At 69.7% G+C, this 14,862-nt stretch carries 19 protein-coding genes; 9 read left to right on the top strand and 10 right to left on the bottom strand.

Features of this window, described 5'->3' with window-relative positions; genetic code table 11:
* The first annotated feature begins 74 nt into the window (after window positions 1-74).
* A complete protein-coding gene (locus ACWV14_RS17270) occupies window positions 75-695 on the top strand; it encodes an RNA polymerase sigma factor (RefSeq protein ID WP_454902787.1) in 621 nt (206 codons plus the stop codon).
* A 58-nt stretch (window positions 696-753) separates the two neighbouring features.
* A complete protein-coding gene (locus ACWV14_RS17265; protein ID WP_454912776.1) occupies window positions 754-1,392 on the top strand; it encodes a transposase in 639 nt (212 codons plus the stop codon).
* Between the two features lie 9 nt (window positions 1,393-1,401).
* Here the strand turns inward: ACWV14_RS17265 and ACWV14_RS17260 are convergent, their stop codons facing one another.
* Window positions 1,402-1,845 (bottom strand): type II secretion system protein N, encoded by a 444-nt coding sequence (locus ACWV14_RS17260; protein ID WP_454902785.1) that lies wholly within the window; start codon window positions 1,843-1,845, stop codon window positions 1,402-1,404.
* Window positions 1,846-1,953: 108 nt separating this feature from the next.
* Here ACWV14_RS17260 and ACWV14_RS17255 point away from each other — a divergent pair, with 108 nt between their 5' ends.
* The 4 genes from ACWV14_RS17255 to ACWV14_RS17240 are packed head-to-tail and all read left to right on the top strand — an operon-like array spanning window position 1,954 to window position 3,990.
* Window positions 1,954-2,439, top strand: a complete 486-nt coding sequence (locus ACWV14_RS17255; protein WP_454902784.1) for a prepilin-type N-terminal cleavage/methylation domain-containing protein — start codon at window positions 1,954-1,956, stop codon at window positions 2,437-2,439.
* Window positions 2,436-2,819 carry a type II secretion system minor pseudopilin GspI gene (gene gspI, locus ACWV14_RS17250; RefSeq protein ID WP_454902783.1) on the top strand — a complete coding sequence of 128 codons (384 nt, stop codon included), beginning with the start codon at window positions 2,436-2,438 and terminating at the stop codon, window positions 2,817-2,819. Before ACWV14_RS17255 ends, gspI begins: the two co-directional genes overlap by 4 nt.
* Window positions 2,820-3,437 carry a PulJ/GspJ family protein gene (locus tag ACWV14_RS17245; RefSeq protein WP_454902782.1) on the top strand — a complete coding sequence of 206 codons (618 nt, stop codon included), beginning with the start codon at window positions 2,820-2,822 and terminating at the stop codon, window positions 3,435-3,437.
* 58 nt (window positions 3,438-3,495) lie between these two features.
* Entirely contained in the window at window positions 3,496-3,990 is a 495-nt protein-coding gene (locus tag ACWV14_RS17240; RefSeq protein WP_454902781.1) for an arsenate reductase/protein-tyrosine-phosphatase family protein, read from the top strand.
* A 17-nt stretch (window positions 3,991-4,007) separates the two neighbouring features.
* Here the strand turns inward: ACWV14_RS17240 and ACWV14_RS17235 are convergent, their stop codons facing one another.
* The 4 genes from ACWV14_RS17235 to ACWV14_RS17220 are packed head-to-tail and all read right to left on the bottom strand — an operon-like array spanning window position 4,008 to window position 7,903.
* Window positions 4,008-5,120 (bottom strand): alginate O-acetyltransferase AlgX-related protein, encoded by a 1,113-nt coding sequence (locus tag ACWV14_RS17235; RefSeq protein ID WP_454902780.1) that lies wholly within the window; start codon window positions 5,118-5,120, stop codon window positions 4,008-4,010.
* A 5-nt stretch (window positions 5,121-5,125) separates the two neighbouring features.
* Window positions 5,126-6,520, bottom strand: a complete 1,395-nt coding sequence (locus ACWV14_RS17230; RefSeq protein ID WP_454902779.1) for an MBOAT family O-acyltransferase — start codon at window positions 6,518-6,520, stop codon at window positions 5,126-5,128.
* A 7-nt stretch (window positions 6,521-6,527) separates the two neighbouring features.
* A complete protein-coding gene (locus ACWV14_RS17225) occupies window positions 6,528-7,208 on the bottom strand; it encodes a cell division protein FtsQ (protein ID WP_454902778.1) in 681 nt (226 codons plus the stop codon).
* Window positions 7,205-7,903, bottom strand: a complete 699-nt coding sequence (locus ACWV14_RS17220) for an SGNH/GDSL hydrolase family protein (protein ID WP_455342660.1) — start codon at window positions 7,901-7,903, stop codon at window positions 7,205-7,207. The genes ACWV14_RS17225 and ACWV14_RS17220 overlap by 4 nt, the downstream gene beginning before the upstream one ends.
* 173 nt (window positions 7,904-8,076) lie before the next feature.
* Between ACWV14_RS17220 and ACWV14_RS17215 the strand changes: the two genes are divergently transcribed.
* Genes ACWV14_RS17215 through ACWV14_RS17205 form a run of 3 tightly spaced genes read left to right on the top strand, consistent with a single transcriptional unit; the run spans window position 8,077 to window position 10,411 of the window.
* A complete protein-coding gene (locus ACWV14_RS17215; RefSeq protein WP_454902777.1) occupies window positions 8,077-9,138 on the top strand; it encodes a putative FMN-dependent luciferase-like monooxygenase in 1,062 nt (353 codons plus the stop codon).
* On the top strand, window positions 9,135-9,788 hold the full coding sequence (locus ACWV14_RS17210; protein WP_454902776.1) for a CMD domain protein: 654 nt from the start codon (window positions 9,135-9,137) through the stop codon (window positions 9,786-9,788). The genes ACWV14_RS17215 and ACWV14_RS17210 overlap by 4 nt, the downstream gene beginning before the upstream one ends.
* A gap of 8 nt (window positions 9,789-9,796) precedes the next feature.
* Window positions 9,797-10,411, top strand: coding sequence for an alkylhydroperoxidase domain protein (locus ACWV14_RS17205; protein WP_454902775.1), 615 nt, complete (start codon window positions 9,797-9,799; stop codon window positions 10,409-10,411).
* 3 nt (window positions 10,412-10,414) lie between these two features.
* On the opposite strand, the gene ACWV14_RS17200 is transcribed toward ACWV14_RS17205, so the two are convergent.
* The 5 genes from ACWV14_RS17200 to ACWV14_RS17180 all read right to left on the bottom strand — a co-directional run bounded on the left by ACWV14_RS17200 (window position 10,415) and on the right by ACWV14_RS17180 (window position 14,857).
* Complete coding sequence (locus ACWV14_RS17200) at window positions 10,415-10,621, bottom strand: dodecin (RefSeq protein ID WP_454902774.1); 207 nt, start codon at window positions 10,619-10,621, stop codon at window positions 10,415-10,417.
* A gap of 76 nt (window positions 10,622-10,697) precedes the next feature.
* Window positions 10,698-11,873 carry a c-type cytochrome gene (locus ACWV14_RS17195; protein WP_454902773.1) on the bottom strand — a complete coding sequence of 392 codons (1,176 nt, stop codon included), beginning with the start codon at window positions 11,871-11,873 and terminating at the stop codon, window positions 10,698-10,700.
* A 1-nt stretch (window position 11,874) separates the two neighbouring features.
* Entirely contained in the window at window positions 11,875-12,678 is an 804-nt protein-coding gene (locus ACWV14_RS17190) for an ABC transporter ATP-binding protein (RefSeq protein WP_454902772.1), read from the bottom strand.
* Complete coding sequence (locus ACWV14_RS17185; RefSeq protein WP_454902771.1) at window positions 12,672-13,736, bottom strand: ABC transporter permease; 1,065 nt, start codon at window positions 13,734-13,736, stop codon at window positions 12,672-12,674. Before ACWV14_RS17185 ends, ACWV14_RS17190 begins: the two co-directional genes overlap by 7 nt.
* A 191-nt stretch (window positions 13,737-13,927) precedes the next feature.
* Complete coding sequence (locus ACWV14_RS17180) at window positions 13,928-14,857, bottom strand: LysR family transcriptional regulator (RefSeq protein WP_454902770.1); 930 nt, start codon at window positions 14,855-14,857, stop codon at window positions 13,928-13,930.
* Window positions 14,858-14,862: the final 5 nt, after the last annotated feature.

The following is a 14,862-nucleotide window of genomic DNA, read 5'->3' as shown; positions in this document are numbered from 1 at the left end:
TTCCCAAGGCCCGGCCTTGTCCGCCGCCGGCGATCCCGGCCGGCGAGCAGGCCGGGCGTTCAGCGAAAACCAACATGACCCTCGACACCCAGGCGATTCGCAATGCGCCGGACCGGTTCTCCGGACTGCTTTCATCGTTTTCCTCGCGCACGCCGATGCCGCTGGCATGGCGGGCGTACGAGGAGCGCATCGAACGCATCGAGCTGCCGACCGCCCCCGAGGTCGACTTGCAGGCGCACCTGACGGCCAACTACCAGTCGCTGCACCGCCGGCTCGAGCGCCAGTTCGGCTGCGCCGATCTGGCGAGCGAATGCCTGCACGACGCATGGCTGCGCCTGGGCGAAAGGCAGCCGAGAGAGACGCCCGCGAACCCCGACGCCTACATCTACCGCGTGGCCTGCAACCTCGCAATGGACGGCATGCGCGAGCGCAAGCGCTGGATGGGGCTGAACGAAGACTGCGAGGACGTCGACGTGATCGCGGACCTGCAGCCCGGCCCCGACATGATCGCGGAGGCGCGCTCCGAGGTGGCGGCGCTCGACCGCGCGATGCAGCGCCTGCCGGGGCGCCACCGCTCGGTGCTGCTTGCATTGCGATGGCACGAAATGTCGCGGCAGGAAGTGGCGCGGCGCCACGGGGTGTCGCTGCGCAAGGTGGACACCGCGCTCAGACAGGCCCTGGGCGTGCTGCGCTGATGGAGCGCCGCCGCCGCGCGTCCTGTTGCATGGTCATTCAGGAAGTGGAGGGAGTCAGATGATGAAGTGGATGTCGCCCCTGCGGGTCACGATGCAGGAGCTGGATGCGAAGCTCTCGAAGATCGTCGAGCGCGCGCGCGAGGAACCGGTCGCGGTCAACCGCTACGGCTCGCCCTGGGTCTGGATCGTGAGCCACCATGCCTGGGTGCAGGCCGACAACCTGCGCGCGCTGGTGCCGCAGGGCCACCCGCTGGTGCCGCTGCGCGACCAGGTCGAAGATGCCTTGCGCTACGAGCGGGACCTGCTGGCCGACCTGGAGCGCCAGCACGGCATCACGGTCGGCGCCGCGACACTGTTCAAGTGCCTGATGCTGCAGATCATCTATTCGCTGGAAGACGGCGAGAAGGTGCACGAGAGCCTCACCTACAACATGCTCTTCCGCTGGTTCGCGGGCTTCGAGAAGTTCGCCGACGAGCTGCCGGCGCGCGCCCGGTTCACGCACGAGCTGAATGCGGTTGGGGCCGACGCGCGCGCGGTGCGCGTGATCACGCGCTGCCTGTCGCACTCGTTCCTGCCGGAGTCGGGCGACGGTGATTTCAGAGTGAATCGCGGCTTGTTGCACGCGCTGTCGGCCTGGGCTTGCGCAGCGCCCGGCACGGTGGGGCCGGATGCAAGGCCGCACGCCGTGGCGCGCTAGATGCCCGGGCTAGCGCGCGGGGCGGGCGATGCCCGGTGTCGCGGGCTGCGGCAGCACGGGTGCGGCGATGCGCTCGGCAACGCCGGCCTTGTCGATGACCACCGCGTCGGCCTCGATGGACTTGAGGGTGACCGAGCGGGCCAGCGTTTCGCCGACACGATAGGGGCGGGCGGCACCGTCGTTGACGGCCAGCACGGCCACGCCCTGGCCGTTGCCCTTGATGAGACCCTTGACCGCGACATTCGCGCGCAGCTCGCCGGGGCCGAACCATGCGGCGAGTGCATCAGCGGTGGGGTCTGCCTGGGAGCTTTGCATCGGTGCGGCGGGCGCCTGCTGCGCGGGGCGGGTCAGCAGCTTGCCCCAGGTCACGAAGCCCGCCACCACGAGCAGCAGGCCCGCCGTATGAACGATGTACTTCGCGGATGCCGCGGACGGCTTGAACGGAAAAATCACGGCAGCTTCCTCGGCGGGCTTTGGAGTGTCGTGTCTATCACAGGGGCATTGGTGTTTCGTGTCAGGCCCTTCATGGGTGCATCACATGCGGTGCCTAGCATCGCCGCCATGAAAGTGCGCAACCGCGAGAGCGGCTTCTCGCTGATCGAACTGATGGTCGTGATGGTCATCGTCGGTATCGCGACCGCGGCCATCAGCCTCAGCATCGCGCCCGATCCGGCGCAGGAACTGCGGCGCGATGCGCATGAGCTGGTGCGGCACTTCGCGGTCGCTCAGAACGAAGTGCGCGTGGACGGCCGCGTGATCGCATGGCAGGCCGACAGCGAAGGCTACCGCTTCGCGCGCGGCACTTGGCAGTCGGTGCCCGGCAGCGCGATACCCGTGGTGTCGACGGCGGGCACGCTCGACACCTTCGCGCGCGACGACGAACTGCGCCCCCGGCAATGGCGCGAAGGGCCGGTCGAGGTGATACCCGCACGGCCCGTGCTGCTCACGTCCGAGCCAGTCGGCGCCGAATGGCAGTTGGCGCTGCGGCGCGGCGATGTCACCGTCACCGTGCGGCGCGATGCGGCCGGCGGCTACGAGGTGCGATGAGCATGCGCACGCCGCGCCGCATCAGCACCGGCTTCACGCTGATCGAAGTGCTGATCGCGCTGACCATCGTGAGCGTTGCGCTGGCCGCGATCGTGCGCGCGTCGAGCCTCACGATTTCGAACCTCGGACTTCTGCAGCAGCAGTCGCTGGCCATGCTGTCGGCCGAGAACCGCGTGGCGGAGCTGCGCATTGCAGCAGGCCCGATGGTGCCGGGCACCGCCAGCACGCCGTGTCCGCAGGGCGGCGTGCGGCTGGTCTGCCGGGTCGAGACAGGGGCCGTTGCCGACGGACTGCGGAACGTGACGGTGGACGTGTACCTTGCGGAAGAAAGCGGGCAGCGGCTGGCTTCGCTGCAGACGCGCCTGGCGGAGCCACGCTAGATGCAAGGCTCCCGCAACCGGCAGCGCGGCTTCACGCTGATCGAAGTGATGATCGCCATCACGCTCATGGCCGTGCTGAGCGTGATGGCCTGGCGCGGCCTCGACAGCGTCACCCGTGCCAACGCCATGCTCGAGCAGCGCACCGACAACATCGCCCGGCTCATGCGCGCGCTCGACCAGCTGGAGCGCGACGTGGCTCTGCGAGCCACCACCGAACTGCCGCCCACTAAAGCCGTCGACCTGCTGCCCGCCGCGATGACGGCGCGGCGGCAGGCCGACCTTCCGTTCTTCGTGGAGATCGTGCGTGCCGCACCCGCGGCGCCGGGTTACTGGCAGCGCGTGCAATGGTGGCAGCGCGGCGGTGCGCTCTATCGGGCGGCGGGTCCGGCGGCGGCGGCGTTTCCCTTGCCGCCGCCCGATGAAAAGGCGCGCGTTGTGGTGCTGGAGGATGTTTCCGCATTCCAGCTGCGCGCCTGGGAGCCGGGGCAGGGCTGGCGCAACCTGCCGGCCGTGGCGCCGGCGCGCGCAACCGCGACGGGGATCGAACTCGTGCTTGGCATGCGGGCAGAGGGGGAGAGCGGGGCGCAGAGTTTCCGGCGGGTCTTCGCGCTCGACTGATTGCAGTGCGCGATGAGGCATGGCGGAATCCCACCGTGCTTCGCTATAGTCAAGGGTCATGCAAAAACGAATCGGCGTGATCTTCGTCTCTCGACGAAATTCACTGCGCAGCATCCTGGCAGAAGCATGCCTCTCGCACCTGGACCCCAAACGGTTCTCGGTTTCCTCCTGCGGCCAGCCCGGCCACGTCGGGCGCGAGTTCCATCCCGCGGCCATCGGCGCTCTTCACAGCGCCAGCATTCCAGTTCCACACAGGCAGCCGCGCAGCTGGGACGAGCTGATGCGCGGCCACCCCTCCGGCGTGGATTTCGTCATTACGCTGGACGCGGCCACCGAGTCGTTGCAGCCTTCCTGGCCCGGCCAGCCCGATGCGGCACTGTGGGCCTATCCGGACGTGGCCGCCGATACCGACCCCGAGCAGGTCGCGCATGCGGCGGTGCAGATGCTGTTCTCGCTGCGCCGCCGGCTCGAACTGCTCGTCAGCCTGCCGATGCAGGGCGCAGACCGCGCGGCGGTGCGCTCCGACGTGCGCGACCTGGGCTACATGCGCTGAAGCGCGCCAGCGCAAGCTCAACGAGGCGCGAGGGGCCGGCGCATCCACTGCCTCTCTGCCTCCGCGATGGGCGATTCGAGCGCCCGCTCGGGCACTTCCCAGACGACGGCGCGTGGCGGGTTGTCCGTGAAGGCCGGGCCCGGAAAGTAGCGCCGGGCGGCGCCGGAGAAATCGCCGCCATCCATCGCGAAGTCGGCGACCAGCGACTGGCCGGCGAGCTGAAGGAAGGGCAGGAAATTGGCGCGCCGCGAGAACGAACTGCCGATCAGCACGATGGACGGCAGCGCGGCAGTGCCGAACAGGTCGGTGCTCTCGTTGCGGGTCTCGACGGTCGATTGCCAGTCGGTGTCGGGCGCGGGTTTCAGCGATGGCGGCAGGCCGTCGATGCCCGCCAGGTGCACCAGGTCGCCCCATTCGGTGACGGCCTTGCGCGATGCGACCACGGAAGGCACCGGCGTGGCGTCGAGCACTTGCATGCGCCGCAGGCGTTCGGCTACAGCTTGCGCGGCGAGCTGGCTGCCGTGTTCGGTCCAGTGCGTGTCGGTCTTCAGGAAGGGCGGGGGCGATGCGCCCGCGAGCACCGGCGTCAGGTCGAGCACGGGCACGTTCGTGGCATCGAGCATGGCTGTCCATTCGCGCACCCGGCCTTCGAGTTCGGGCGGGCGCCGCAGCCGGCCCAGGTGTTGGCTTTCGATCCGGCTCTTGTCCGGCACGACCACGACCAGCAGCGCAATGCGCCGGGCAGCGAGCGCACGGGATAGTTCCGCGATGGTGGCGGCGCGATCACGGGCATTCGCAACGCGGCCGGCGTGAACGCGCAGTTCCTCGTCGAGGAAAAGCCAGTCGCCTTCGCCCCGATGCACCTCCGCGCCGAGATCGCCCAGCAGCAGCCAGCTTGCCTCTCGCTGGTAGCGCGCGAGCGTTTCGGTCAGCGGTGTCGTGACCAGCGTCTTCGTCAGCGCGCGCCGGGCTGTGGCATCGTCCAGCAGCGAAGCGTCAGCATGAGCCAGCGCGCCGGGCATGTTCGGCAATGCCGCGACGAATGCGGCACCCAGCGAGGCGATCAGCACGCCCGCCGTCGTCCAGCGGAGCAGTCCACGCAGTCGCCGGTTGGTGCGCGCTGTTGCCATGCCGGTCAGAACTGGAAGTAGAGGAACGGCACCGTGCCGCGGCTCGACACCAGCGCAAGCGACAGCAGGAAGCCGGCAATCGGCGCCAGCGTCGCAAGCACCGCGCCGCCATTGCCCGCATGCCGCCGCGCGCCGACCAGGGCCGGCGCGAGCACCCAGGCAATGCCCAGCAGATAGGCCAGCACAACGGGCAGCCGCAGCATGTTGGAAAGCGCCGCCCCCAGCGCCACGCCGTGCGCGCCGAACTGGCCGGCCAGCATGTCGCAGGCGACCGCGAAGTCAGGCGAGCGGAACAGCGTCCAGCCCAGCATCACGAACAGCATCGTCACGGCGTGCGAGAGCGGCGCGGGCAGGCCCAGCCCGCGTGCGCGGCACAGGTGCACCACGCTCAGGCCCACGCCCTGTGCCAGCCCCCAGTACAGGAAGTTCCAGCTGTCCGCGCCGTGCCAGAGCCCACCGATGGCCATCGTCAGCATCAGGTTCAGCACCGTGCGCCGGGCGCCCATGCGGCTGCCGCCGAGTGGCACGTAGAGGTAGTCGCGCAGCCAGGACGACAGCGAGATGTGCCAGCGCCGCCAGAACTCCGCCAGGTTGCGCGCAAGGTAGGGCCGGTCGAAGTTCTCGGGAAAGCGAAAGCCCAGCATCGCGCCGATGCCGATGGCCATCGCGCTGTAGCCCGCAAAGTCGAAGAACAGCTGCAGCGTGTAGGCCAGGCAGCCGAGCCATGCATCGGCCAGGCTGGGGTGCGCGGACGAAAAGACATGCTCCACCACCGGCGAGAGCGTGTCCGCCACCAGCACCTTCATCGTCATGCCGATCATGAAGCGGCGTGCACCCGTGGCGAATGCCGACGCATGCACGGCACGGTGCGCGAGGCGTTGGCGGACCCAGTCGTAGCGGATGATCGGCCCCGCGACGAGGTGGCCGAACATCGCCAGATAAGTCGCGAAGTCGATGGGCCGGCGCTCCGCCGGAAACTTGCCGCGATGCACGTCGACCAGATAAGAGATCGCCTGCAGCACGGTGAACGACAGCCCGATGGGCAGCGCGATGCGTTGCCATTCCAGCGGCATCGCGCCGGCATGCAGCAGGGCCGCGTTGAAAGTCTCGACCACGATGTTGGCGTATTTGAACCATGCGAGCACGCCGAGGTTCAGCACGATGAAAGCCACCAGCATGCCGCGCCGCCCCGGCCCCGCGCGCTCGACCAGCAGCCCGCCCACCCATGCCAGCGCCGTGAGCGCTATGAACAGCAGCAGGAACAGCGGGCTCCACCAGCCGTAGAACAGCCAGCTGGAGAGCAGCAGCAGCGTGTTCTTCGCGCGCGCCGGCGTCAGCGCATACAGCAGCAGGAACGCCGGCAGAAAGACCGAGAGGAATTCGAGCGATGCGAAAACCACGGCCCGGTCAGCGCGCGATGCGGTCCTGCAGGCCCATCAGACGGCTGCCCTTGCCGGCGGGAACGAGGAACACGCTGTAGCGCTGGCCCGCCTGCAGCGAGCCCAGGTCGACCGTGCCCTCGACGGGCTGGCCGTTGCAGGTGGCATGCACAGCCAGCTTCACCGGGTTGACGGCGCGGCGCGCGTTGGCAAGCGCCGCCTGGTTCTCGAAGATGGCCGCGTTGCCGGTGCTGGCCAGGAGGCCCGCGGCGTTGCAGCGCGCGTCGGCGTTGTAGAACGCGAGCGAGGCGCGCAGCGGATCGAAGGCGGGTGGCGGCTCGGTGAAGCTGGTGCCGGCAATTTCGCCGTTCGCGCCTTGCCATGCCAGCACCGACGCCGAGCCGCCCGACGGCACGCGCAGCGTGATGGCCATCTGCCGCTGGCCGTTTTTCCAGTAGCCGGTGACAGGCGCGTCGGAGCGCACGGGCTGGTAATCGGTGATGGGTGCCGAAGGCGCCACCACCACGCTGGCCTTTGCGGGGCCGCCGCTTTGCACCGTGAGCGCTTGCGCCCCGGCGTTGACGAAGCGCACCAGCGCCAGGTCTTGCGACGGGCCCGTGTCATACAACTGGGGCGCGGCACCGGCCACGGCGGGCAGCAGGGCACCGAGCAGCGCACGGCGCCGCACCATCAGAGCGGCGCGCCTCATGGCCGCGGGGTGCCGGCGGCAGCGGGCGCCAGGGGCAATCGGGCGACGGCCTTGGCGATGGCGCCACCCCAGGCGCGGTAGCCGCTCGCGTTGAAGTGCTGCCCGTCGATGGTCGGCCATTGGCCGCGGGTGGACATTTCCAGTGAATCGATGAAAGTGCAGGGCGCCACATTGGTCGCGAGGAAGCGGCTCACCGTTTCGGCGCGCGCGTAGGTCTTGCCGTACTGGCCGCCTTCCTGCCCCCATGCGGGGCCGACCCATGCGCACTTGGTGCCGGTGGCCGAAATGGCGCCGGTGAGTGCGCTCACCTGCTGCCACACCCAGTTCATCGGGAAGTCGGCTTGCCGGTAGGCGGCCATGGTGTCGCCGAGCACGATCAGCACCAGGTCCGGGTGCTCGGCCTTGATCAGCTGCGCCACCGCGGTCGTCTTGGCCCGGTTGCCGGGGCTCACGACCGCCGGCTTGTTGCCGATGCGTTCCGCGCTTCCGCAGGAGCCGGGCTTGGACACCGTCCAGTCGTAAGGCTGCACGCCGCACACGCCGATGGAATGCACCTTCGCGCCCTGGCGCTGGAGATCGTCATGCAGCGACGACATCAGGTAGCTCGGCTGCGACAGATGACTGTCCCCGATGATGAGGATGGAAAGACCGGCAATTGCCGCTGCGAGTGCCACCGATATCCCTTTCGTTTTCAAGGCCGGAAAATGTACCAGCCCCGGTGCTCCACCGTCCGGCGATCGAATTCGCGCGCGGTTCGTGCCACGCCCGGGCATCGATGAAAAACACATAAGCAAACTCGAAATCAGGCGTTCCCCGCAGGGCGCTGCACGGGCTCAATGTCGGGCTTTCCCGCTGCCGGCTTCGAATCTTGTCAGACCTTTCTTCCGGATTTCCCGCGCCACGGCGCCTGGGCTTCTTCAGCCGCCTGCTCGACGACACTACCGCCGCCGAGCGCTACCGCCTCGTTGCCGGGCAGATCGCGCACGCCGAGGCCCTGGGCTTCGACTCCGCGTGGGTGGCGCAGCACCATTTCCATGAACATGAAGGCGGCCTGCCGTCGCCCCTGGTCTTCCTGGCCTACGTGGCTTCGCGCACCAGGCGCATCCGCCTGGGCACTGGCATCGTTACGCTGCCGCTGGAAAACGCTGTGCGCGTGGCGGAAGACGCCGCCGTGCTCGACTTGCTCTCGGGCGGGCGGCTCGAAGTGGGCGTCGGCACGGGCGGCACGCCGGAGGCGTTCGCGGCCTTCGGGCTCGACAGCAACGAGCGCTCCGCCATCTTCGCGCGGCAGCTCGATGCGGTGCGTGCGGCATGGGCCGGCCGGCCACTGGCCGGCGGCGACACGCTGTATCCGTCGGGCACGCAACTTTCGGGGCGCATCTGGCAGGCCACCTTCTCGGTAGGCGGCGGCGCCCGCGCGGGGCTGGCCGGCGACGGCCTGATGCTGTCGCGCACGCAGCCGCGTACAGCGCAAGCGCCCGATGCGCCGCTCGCCGACCTCCAGAACCCCATCGTCGATGCCTACCTGGCCGCGCTGCCGGCCGGGGTGGCACCGCGCATCGTCGGCTCGCGCAGCGTGTTCGTGGCCGATAGCCGGCAAGAGGCGCTGCGGCTGGCCGACATCGGCCTGCGCCGCTCGGCCGCACGTTTTGCCGCCTCGGGACAGACCGGCCTGCCGGACCGCGCGGGGCCGGACGCGTCGCTCGAGGAACTGATCGCCGCCTACGACGTTCATGTCGGCTCGCCTGACGACGTGATTGCCTCGCTGCGCGCCGACAGCACGCTCGACCGCGTGACCGACCTGGTCTGCCAGGTGCACTCGGTCGATCCGCCGCATGCGGCCATCCTGCGCTCCATCGAGCTGATCGCGACCGAGGTCGCGCCGGCGCTGGGCATCCATTCTTCATCCACGCTTCGCGAGACCGCATGAACGCCGTTGCTTCTCCTCCTTCGCCTTCCGACTCCAGCGCGCCCGACGTGATCGACAGTCTTGTCGGCATCGCCTCGGGCCACCATCTCGACCACATCCGTCGGGGCCGCGAGCAGGCCCGCACCCATGCGCAGCAAAGTTACCTCTCGCTGTTCGCACCGACACCGCCGGTGGTCGGCGACTTCGGCGTCGCTGACCGGTTCGCGCTTGCTGCCTTCGTGGCCGGGCTGCACGGCCATGCGGGCGTGGCGCGTTTCTACGCGGAGCAACTGGCCGGGCAGGGCGCCCCCGCGGGCGTGGCCGATGCGATCGCGGCCGAGGTGAAACGCGGCGCCGCGCAAGGCCCCTACGGCAGCTACCCGGCCGGCCCGCTGAGCGCGGAAGACAAAGCCGGCCCGTCGTATGCCGTGAACGATGCGCACCGCGAGCTGCTGGGCGAACGGCTTTCGGCCGCGCTCGCGCATGCGCACCTGCTGGTGTTCCATCCGCGCGATGCCAGTGCGGCTGCCTTGCAGGCGCTGCTGGACGCGGGCTGGACCAGCACCGGCATCGTGACGCTGTCGCAGCTGGTGGCATTCCTCGCGTTCCAGATCCGTGTCGTCACCGGCCTGCAGGCACTGGCGCAACGTCCCGCAACCTCCATCGACTGAGCCCCGCCATGAGCAACCGCGAATCGACCCTGACCCATCCCGACAACACGCACCCGACCGTCTTCACCCAGGCGCAGCTCGAATGGCTGCCGTGGCTGGAGCCGCTGCCCGAGGCCGAACTGACCGAGCGCCACTTGGCCGGACTGGTGGACGCGGCGCGCGCCAAGTCGCCTTACTTCCGGCTGCTGGCGCGCGACCCGGACATCCTCGGCGCGCGCACGCGCACCGACAAGGACATCTTCTACAACCCCGAAGCCGGCCTGCCGCGCGCCGAGCGCGAGCTGTCCGCCGCCGCGGCCTCGCGCTACAACGGCTGCATCTATTGCGCGTCGGTGCATGCGCGCTTCGCCTCGCACTTCTCGCATCGCACGGAAGACGTGCAGCGGCTGCTGGACGAAGGCGTGGGCGCCGAGCTTGGCGAGCGCTGGAACACCATCGTCGCGGCCTCGGTGGCGCTGTCGTCCACGCCGTCCGCCTTCGGTGCGGAACACATCGAGCAGTTGCGCGCCCAGGGTCTGGACGACCTGGCCATTGCCGACGTGATCCAAGGCGCGGCCTTCTTCAACTGGGCCAACCGGCTGATGCTGTCGCTCGGCGAGCCTCAGGAGCAGACAGCAGCTTGAACGCTATTCGAGCGTGAAGCCGATCTTCAGCGTCACCTGCCAGTGCGCGACCTTGCCATCGGTCACATGGCCGCGCGTCTCGGTCACGGTGAACCACTGGATGTTGCGCACCGTCTCGTGTGCCTTGGCGATGGCGGTCTGCACCGCATCTTCGACGCCCTTTGGCGACGATCCGGTCAGTTCGAGTGTTTTGTAGACATGGTTCGACATGGTTTCTTTCTCTTTCGTTGTGCTGGTTGCAGGATGGGCGAAGCTTGCCGGGGCCTTCGTAGGTCTGCGCCCCGGCTCAGTGAACGAAGCCGCCTTTCACGAAGCGCACGGGCTCGGCGTCCATGCGGGCGATGAGTGCGCCGAGGCCGTCGGGCGCCAGCGGAATCGGGCCGGGCGCTGCGCGCGGCGCCTGTTCGGTGCGGCACAGCAGGTCGTCGTCGGTCCATGCGCCCTTGCCGGGTTCGCCGCGCGCGCGCAGCCAGCCGTCGCGGTCGACGATCAGCTGCGTGCCCGCCAGTTGCGGCGTGGCGGCAATCAGCGAGAACGCGGCCCAGGCGGTGGCCGACTCGGCGACGCATTCGCCCGCGCGCGAGGCTGCCGCGGCGGCGTCCTTTGCGAGGAACACGGTGACGAGGCGCGGGTCTTCGAGCAAGGGCTGAGCAGCGACTTGCGCATCGGCCGCCACGATCCGCAAACGCTGGCCGCGCCAGCCGCTCAGCATGCGAGGCGGCTTGCCGGCGCACTGCACGGCCACGTCGGGCGGTGATATCGGCTGCGTCCACAGGCCGGCCGCGCGCAGGCTCTGGCCGGCGCCCTGGGCCTTCATGAAGTCGATGAGCGCCCAGGCATCGCCGTCGCTGAGCCTGCCGCCGAAGGCGGGCATGGTGGGCGAGCCGCGCCGGTCGCGCATGCCGTTCAGCACATGCCAGAGCACGTCGCCATCGGCGCGCCGCCACAGCAGCGGCCCCGCCAGGTTGGGCGGCCACACCGGCTGTGCTGCCGCCAGCGGCCCCTGGCCCAGGCCGTCGCTGCCGTGGCAGGCCACGCACTGCGCCGCATAGAGCACGCGACCGCGTTCGATGCTCTCGCCAGTGAATCCGGTGGGCGAGCGCTGGAAACTGGTCGGATATGCGGGCACCAGCACCACGTTGGCATCGGGCCACGGGGCCACGACCACCAGCAGCGTGGTCAGCGCCAGCAGCCAGATGCGCCGGCGCCGCCACTGCAGCGCGAGCACCATCAGCAGCAAAGCCACCGCGAGCACGACCAGAGTGAGCCCAAGCCTGCGCGCCTGGCCGAGGTCGATCAACAGGTTCTCGCCAGACAGGCGTTGCGCCCATGGCCACGCAGGCTGGCCATGAGCCTGCGCGACAAGGCCCAGCGCGTCCAGCAGGCGCAGCAGTTGCAGCTGCGCACCCTGCAGCAGGCCGATCAGCAGGTTGAGCCAGCCGGCCTCGGGGGATGCGTTCATGTCACCACGTGGCGTCGAGTCCCAGGTGCTTGAGCGCCTCGTGCCGCAGCTCGGCCAGACGAGGATCTCCGCGATGACGCGGGTAGGGCAGGTCGACCACCAGCTCCGCCGCGATGCGCGCGGGCCGTTCGCTCAGCACGATCACGCGGTTGGCCAGGAACAGCGCCTCTTCCACGTCGTGCGTCACCAAGAGCGCCGAGAAGCCTGCGCGCTGCCACAGGTTGACCAGTTCGCTCTGCATCGCGATGCGCGTGAGCGAGTCGAGCTTGCCCAGCGGCTCGTCGAGCACCAGCAATTGCGGGTCGTTGACCAGCGCGCGGGCCAGCGCCACGCGCTGTGCCATGCCGCCCGAGAGCTGGTGCGGGAATGCCTTGGCGAAGTCGGTCAGGCCCACGAGCTTCAGTGCCTCGTCGACGCGGCCGCGCTGCTCCTTCAGCACGCCGCGCGCCTGCAGGCCGAGCGCCACGTTGTCCCACACGCTGCGCCAGGGGTAGAGCGTGGGGTCCTGGAACACGACGATGCGCGACGGGTCGGGCCGCGTGATCGGCACGCCGTCCTGCGTGATGCTGCCGGTGGTGGCGGGCTCCAGCCCGGCCACGAGCCGCAGCAGCGTCGACTTGCCGCAGCCGCTGGGGCCCAGCAGCGCGACGAATTCGCCGGGCCGCACCTGCAGGTCGATGCCGTCTAGCACCTGCAGCACGCCGCCGGACACCTCGAACCAGTGGCTCACGCCCTGGATGCCGATGTGCGCGCCGCCCGTGGCGGCGGCCTGCGAAGCCGAGGAGGAGGTCAGCGTGCTCACCATTTGACGGTTCCTTTCTGCCACGACAGCACGCGGTCGCGCACCTTGAACAGCAACGTGATGAGGCCCGAGCACAGCACCGCCATGACGAACAGCGCCGCGTACATGTTGGCGTAGGCGGCCCAGCCCTGCGCCCACTGCAGATACCAGCCGAGGCCTGCCTTGACGCCCATCATCTCGGCGGTGATCAGCACCGAGAACGAGGCGCCCAGCCCCATGAAGAGCCCGACGAACACCTGCGGCAGGGCCGCCGGAATCGCCACGCGCAGCACCAGGAAGCGCTCCGAAGCGCCCAGCGTGCGCGCCACGTCGTAGTAGCTCTTGCCGACCGAGGCCACACCCGACCAGGTGAGCACCGCCACCGGAAAGAAGGTCGCCAGGCCGACCAGGAACACGGCCGCCGAATAGCTCGAAGGCGCGAAGAAGAACGCCAGCGGCAGCAACGCGGAGGCCGGCACCGGCCCCAGGAAGCGCAGCAGCGGATGCACCCAGTACCCCGCGATGCGCGACCAGCCCACCGCCACGCCGGTGCCGAAGCCGATCAGCGCGCCCAGCACGAAGCCGTTGGCCAGCAAACGCAGCGAATACGCGGTCGACAGGCCGAGCCGCTGCCAGTCTTCATGCACCACGTCGATCAGGCTCTGCGGCGGCGCGAAGAAAGGCGAGGGCAGCACGCCGAGCTTGGCGGTGAAGGTCTCCCACAGCGCGAGCACCACGGCCAGCGCGACCAGCCATTGGCCGGCAGGCCGCAGCACCTGCGCCACCCGCCCCGCGCGAGCGCCGAGCACAGAGATGGCGAGCAGCAGCGCGGCCACGACGAGCGTGGCCAGGCCGAACTCGCGGGTGAAGGCCCAGTCGCTGAAGCCCACTTCCTTGTTGGGCCAGAGCAGCGTGAGCAGGCCCAGCGCGACCCACGCGGCAGCGGCCAGCAGGCCGGTCGCCCAGAGGCCGGAAGGCGCCGCGGCGGCTTGGGACGGGGCGGCCTGCGCGGTCGTAGTGACGGGGGTGGCCGGTGCGCGCGGCAGGCGCGGCGCTTCTAGGAACTGTTCTGCCGTGGTCATGCGAGCACGTTCTTGGCGGTTGTGGCGCCGGCCTGCAGCACGCCGCGGCGCGAGGGCGGCAATGGATCGAGAGGAACAGTCATCGGAGCTTCTCCACCGGAAAATTGGAAGCGCCGAGTGTTGGCGCGCGGGGCGCGCGCGGACAACGAATGAATGCTGCTATGGATATGCGCAGAAGAGAGAAACCGCCTTCAGCGCTGGCTGTCGCCGAAGCTCTCCACCAGGAAGTCGACGATGGCCGCCACCCGCGCCGTACGCCCCTTTCGGGTGGGTACCAGCAGCGTGACCGGCGCGCTGTCGAAGCGCCAGCCGGGCAGCACGCGCACCAGCGTGCCGCGCGCCACCGCGTCGGCCGCGTCCCATTCGGAGCGCAGCACCAGGCCCATGCCCTGTTCGGCCCATTGCCGGGCCACGCCGCCGTCGTTGGTCACGTAGGCCGGCGACACGCGCAGGGTCTCGCGGGCGGCGGCGCGCTTGCCTTCGGCCGCGCCGGCGGCATCGGCGGCCGGGCGCACGTGCCACAGCGTGACGTCTTCGTCGTTCTCGCGGATGCAGATGCAGGCATGCGTGAGCACGTCGCGCGGCGCGCGCGGCTCGCCGTGCCGGCGCAGGTAGGCCGGGCTGGCGCACAACCAGCGTTCGTTGGCGCTCAGCGTGCGCGCCACCCAGGACGAGTCGCGCACCGTGCCGATGTGGATCACAGCGTCGGCGTCGTGCCGATCGGGCCACGGGGTCTCGCGCAGGTCGAGCTGCACCCGCAGGCCCGGATGCAGCCGGGCGAAGCGCGCCAGCATCGGCGCCACGTACTGGCGGCCGTATCCGAAAGGCGCGGCGATGCGCAGCGTGCCGGTGAGCCGCTTGTCGTCGCGCTGCATCGATTCGCGCAGGCCCTCGATCTGGCCGAGCAGCGCGGCGGCCTCGCGCGCGAAACGCTCGCCTTCGGGCGTGAGGCTCAGGCGGCGCGCGGTGCGGCTGGCCAGCGAGAGGCCGAGCGTGGCCTCCAGCTTGCGCAGCCGCATCGATAGCGCGGGTGGCGTGACGTCGAGCGCGCGCGCCGCGGCGCTCAACGACGGTTCGCGCAGCAGGGCGGCGGCGAGCTGCATGTCTTCGATCTGGATCATTAATC

It is taken from the genome of Variovorax durovernensis (assembly GCF_977011995.1).
Note: the sequence above shows the minus strand (reverse complement) of the source record. Positions and strands in the feature narration are given on the sequence as shown.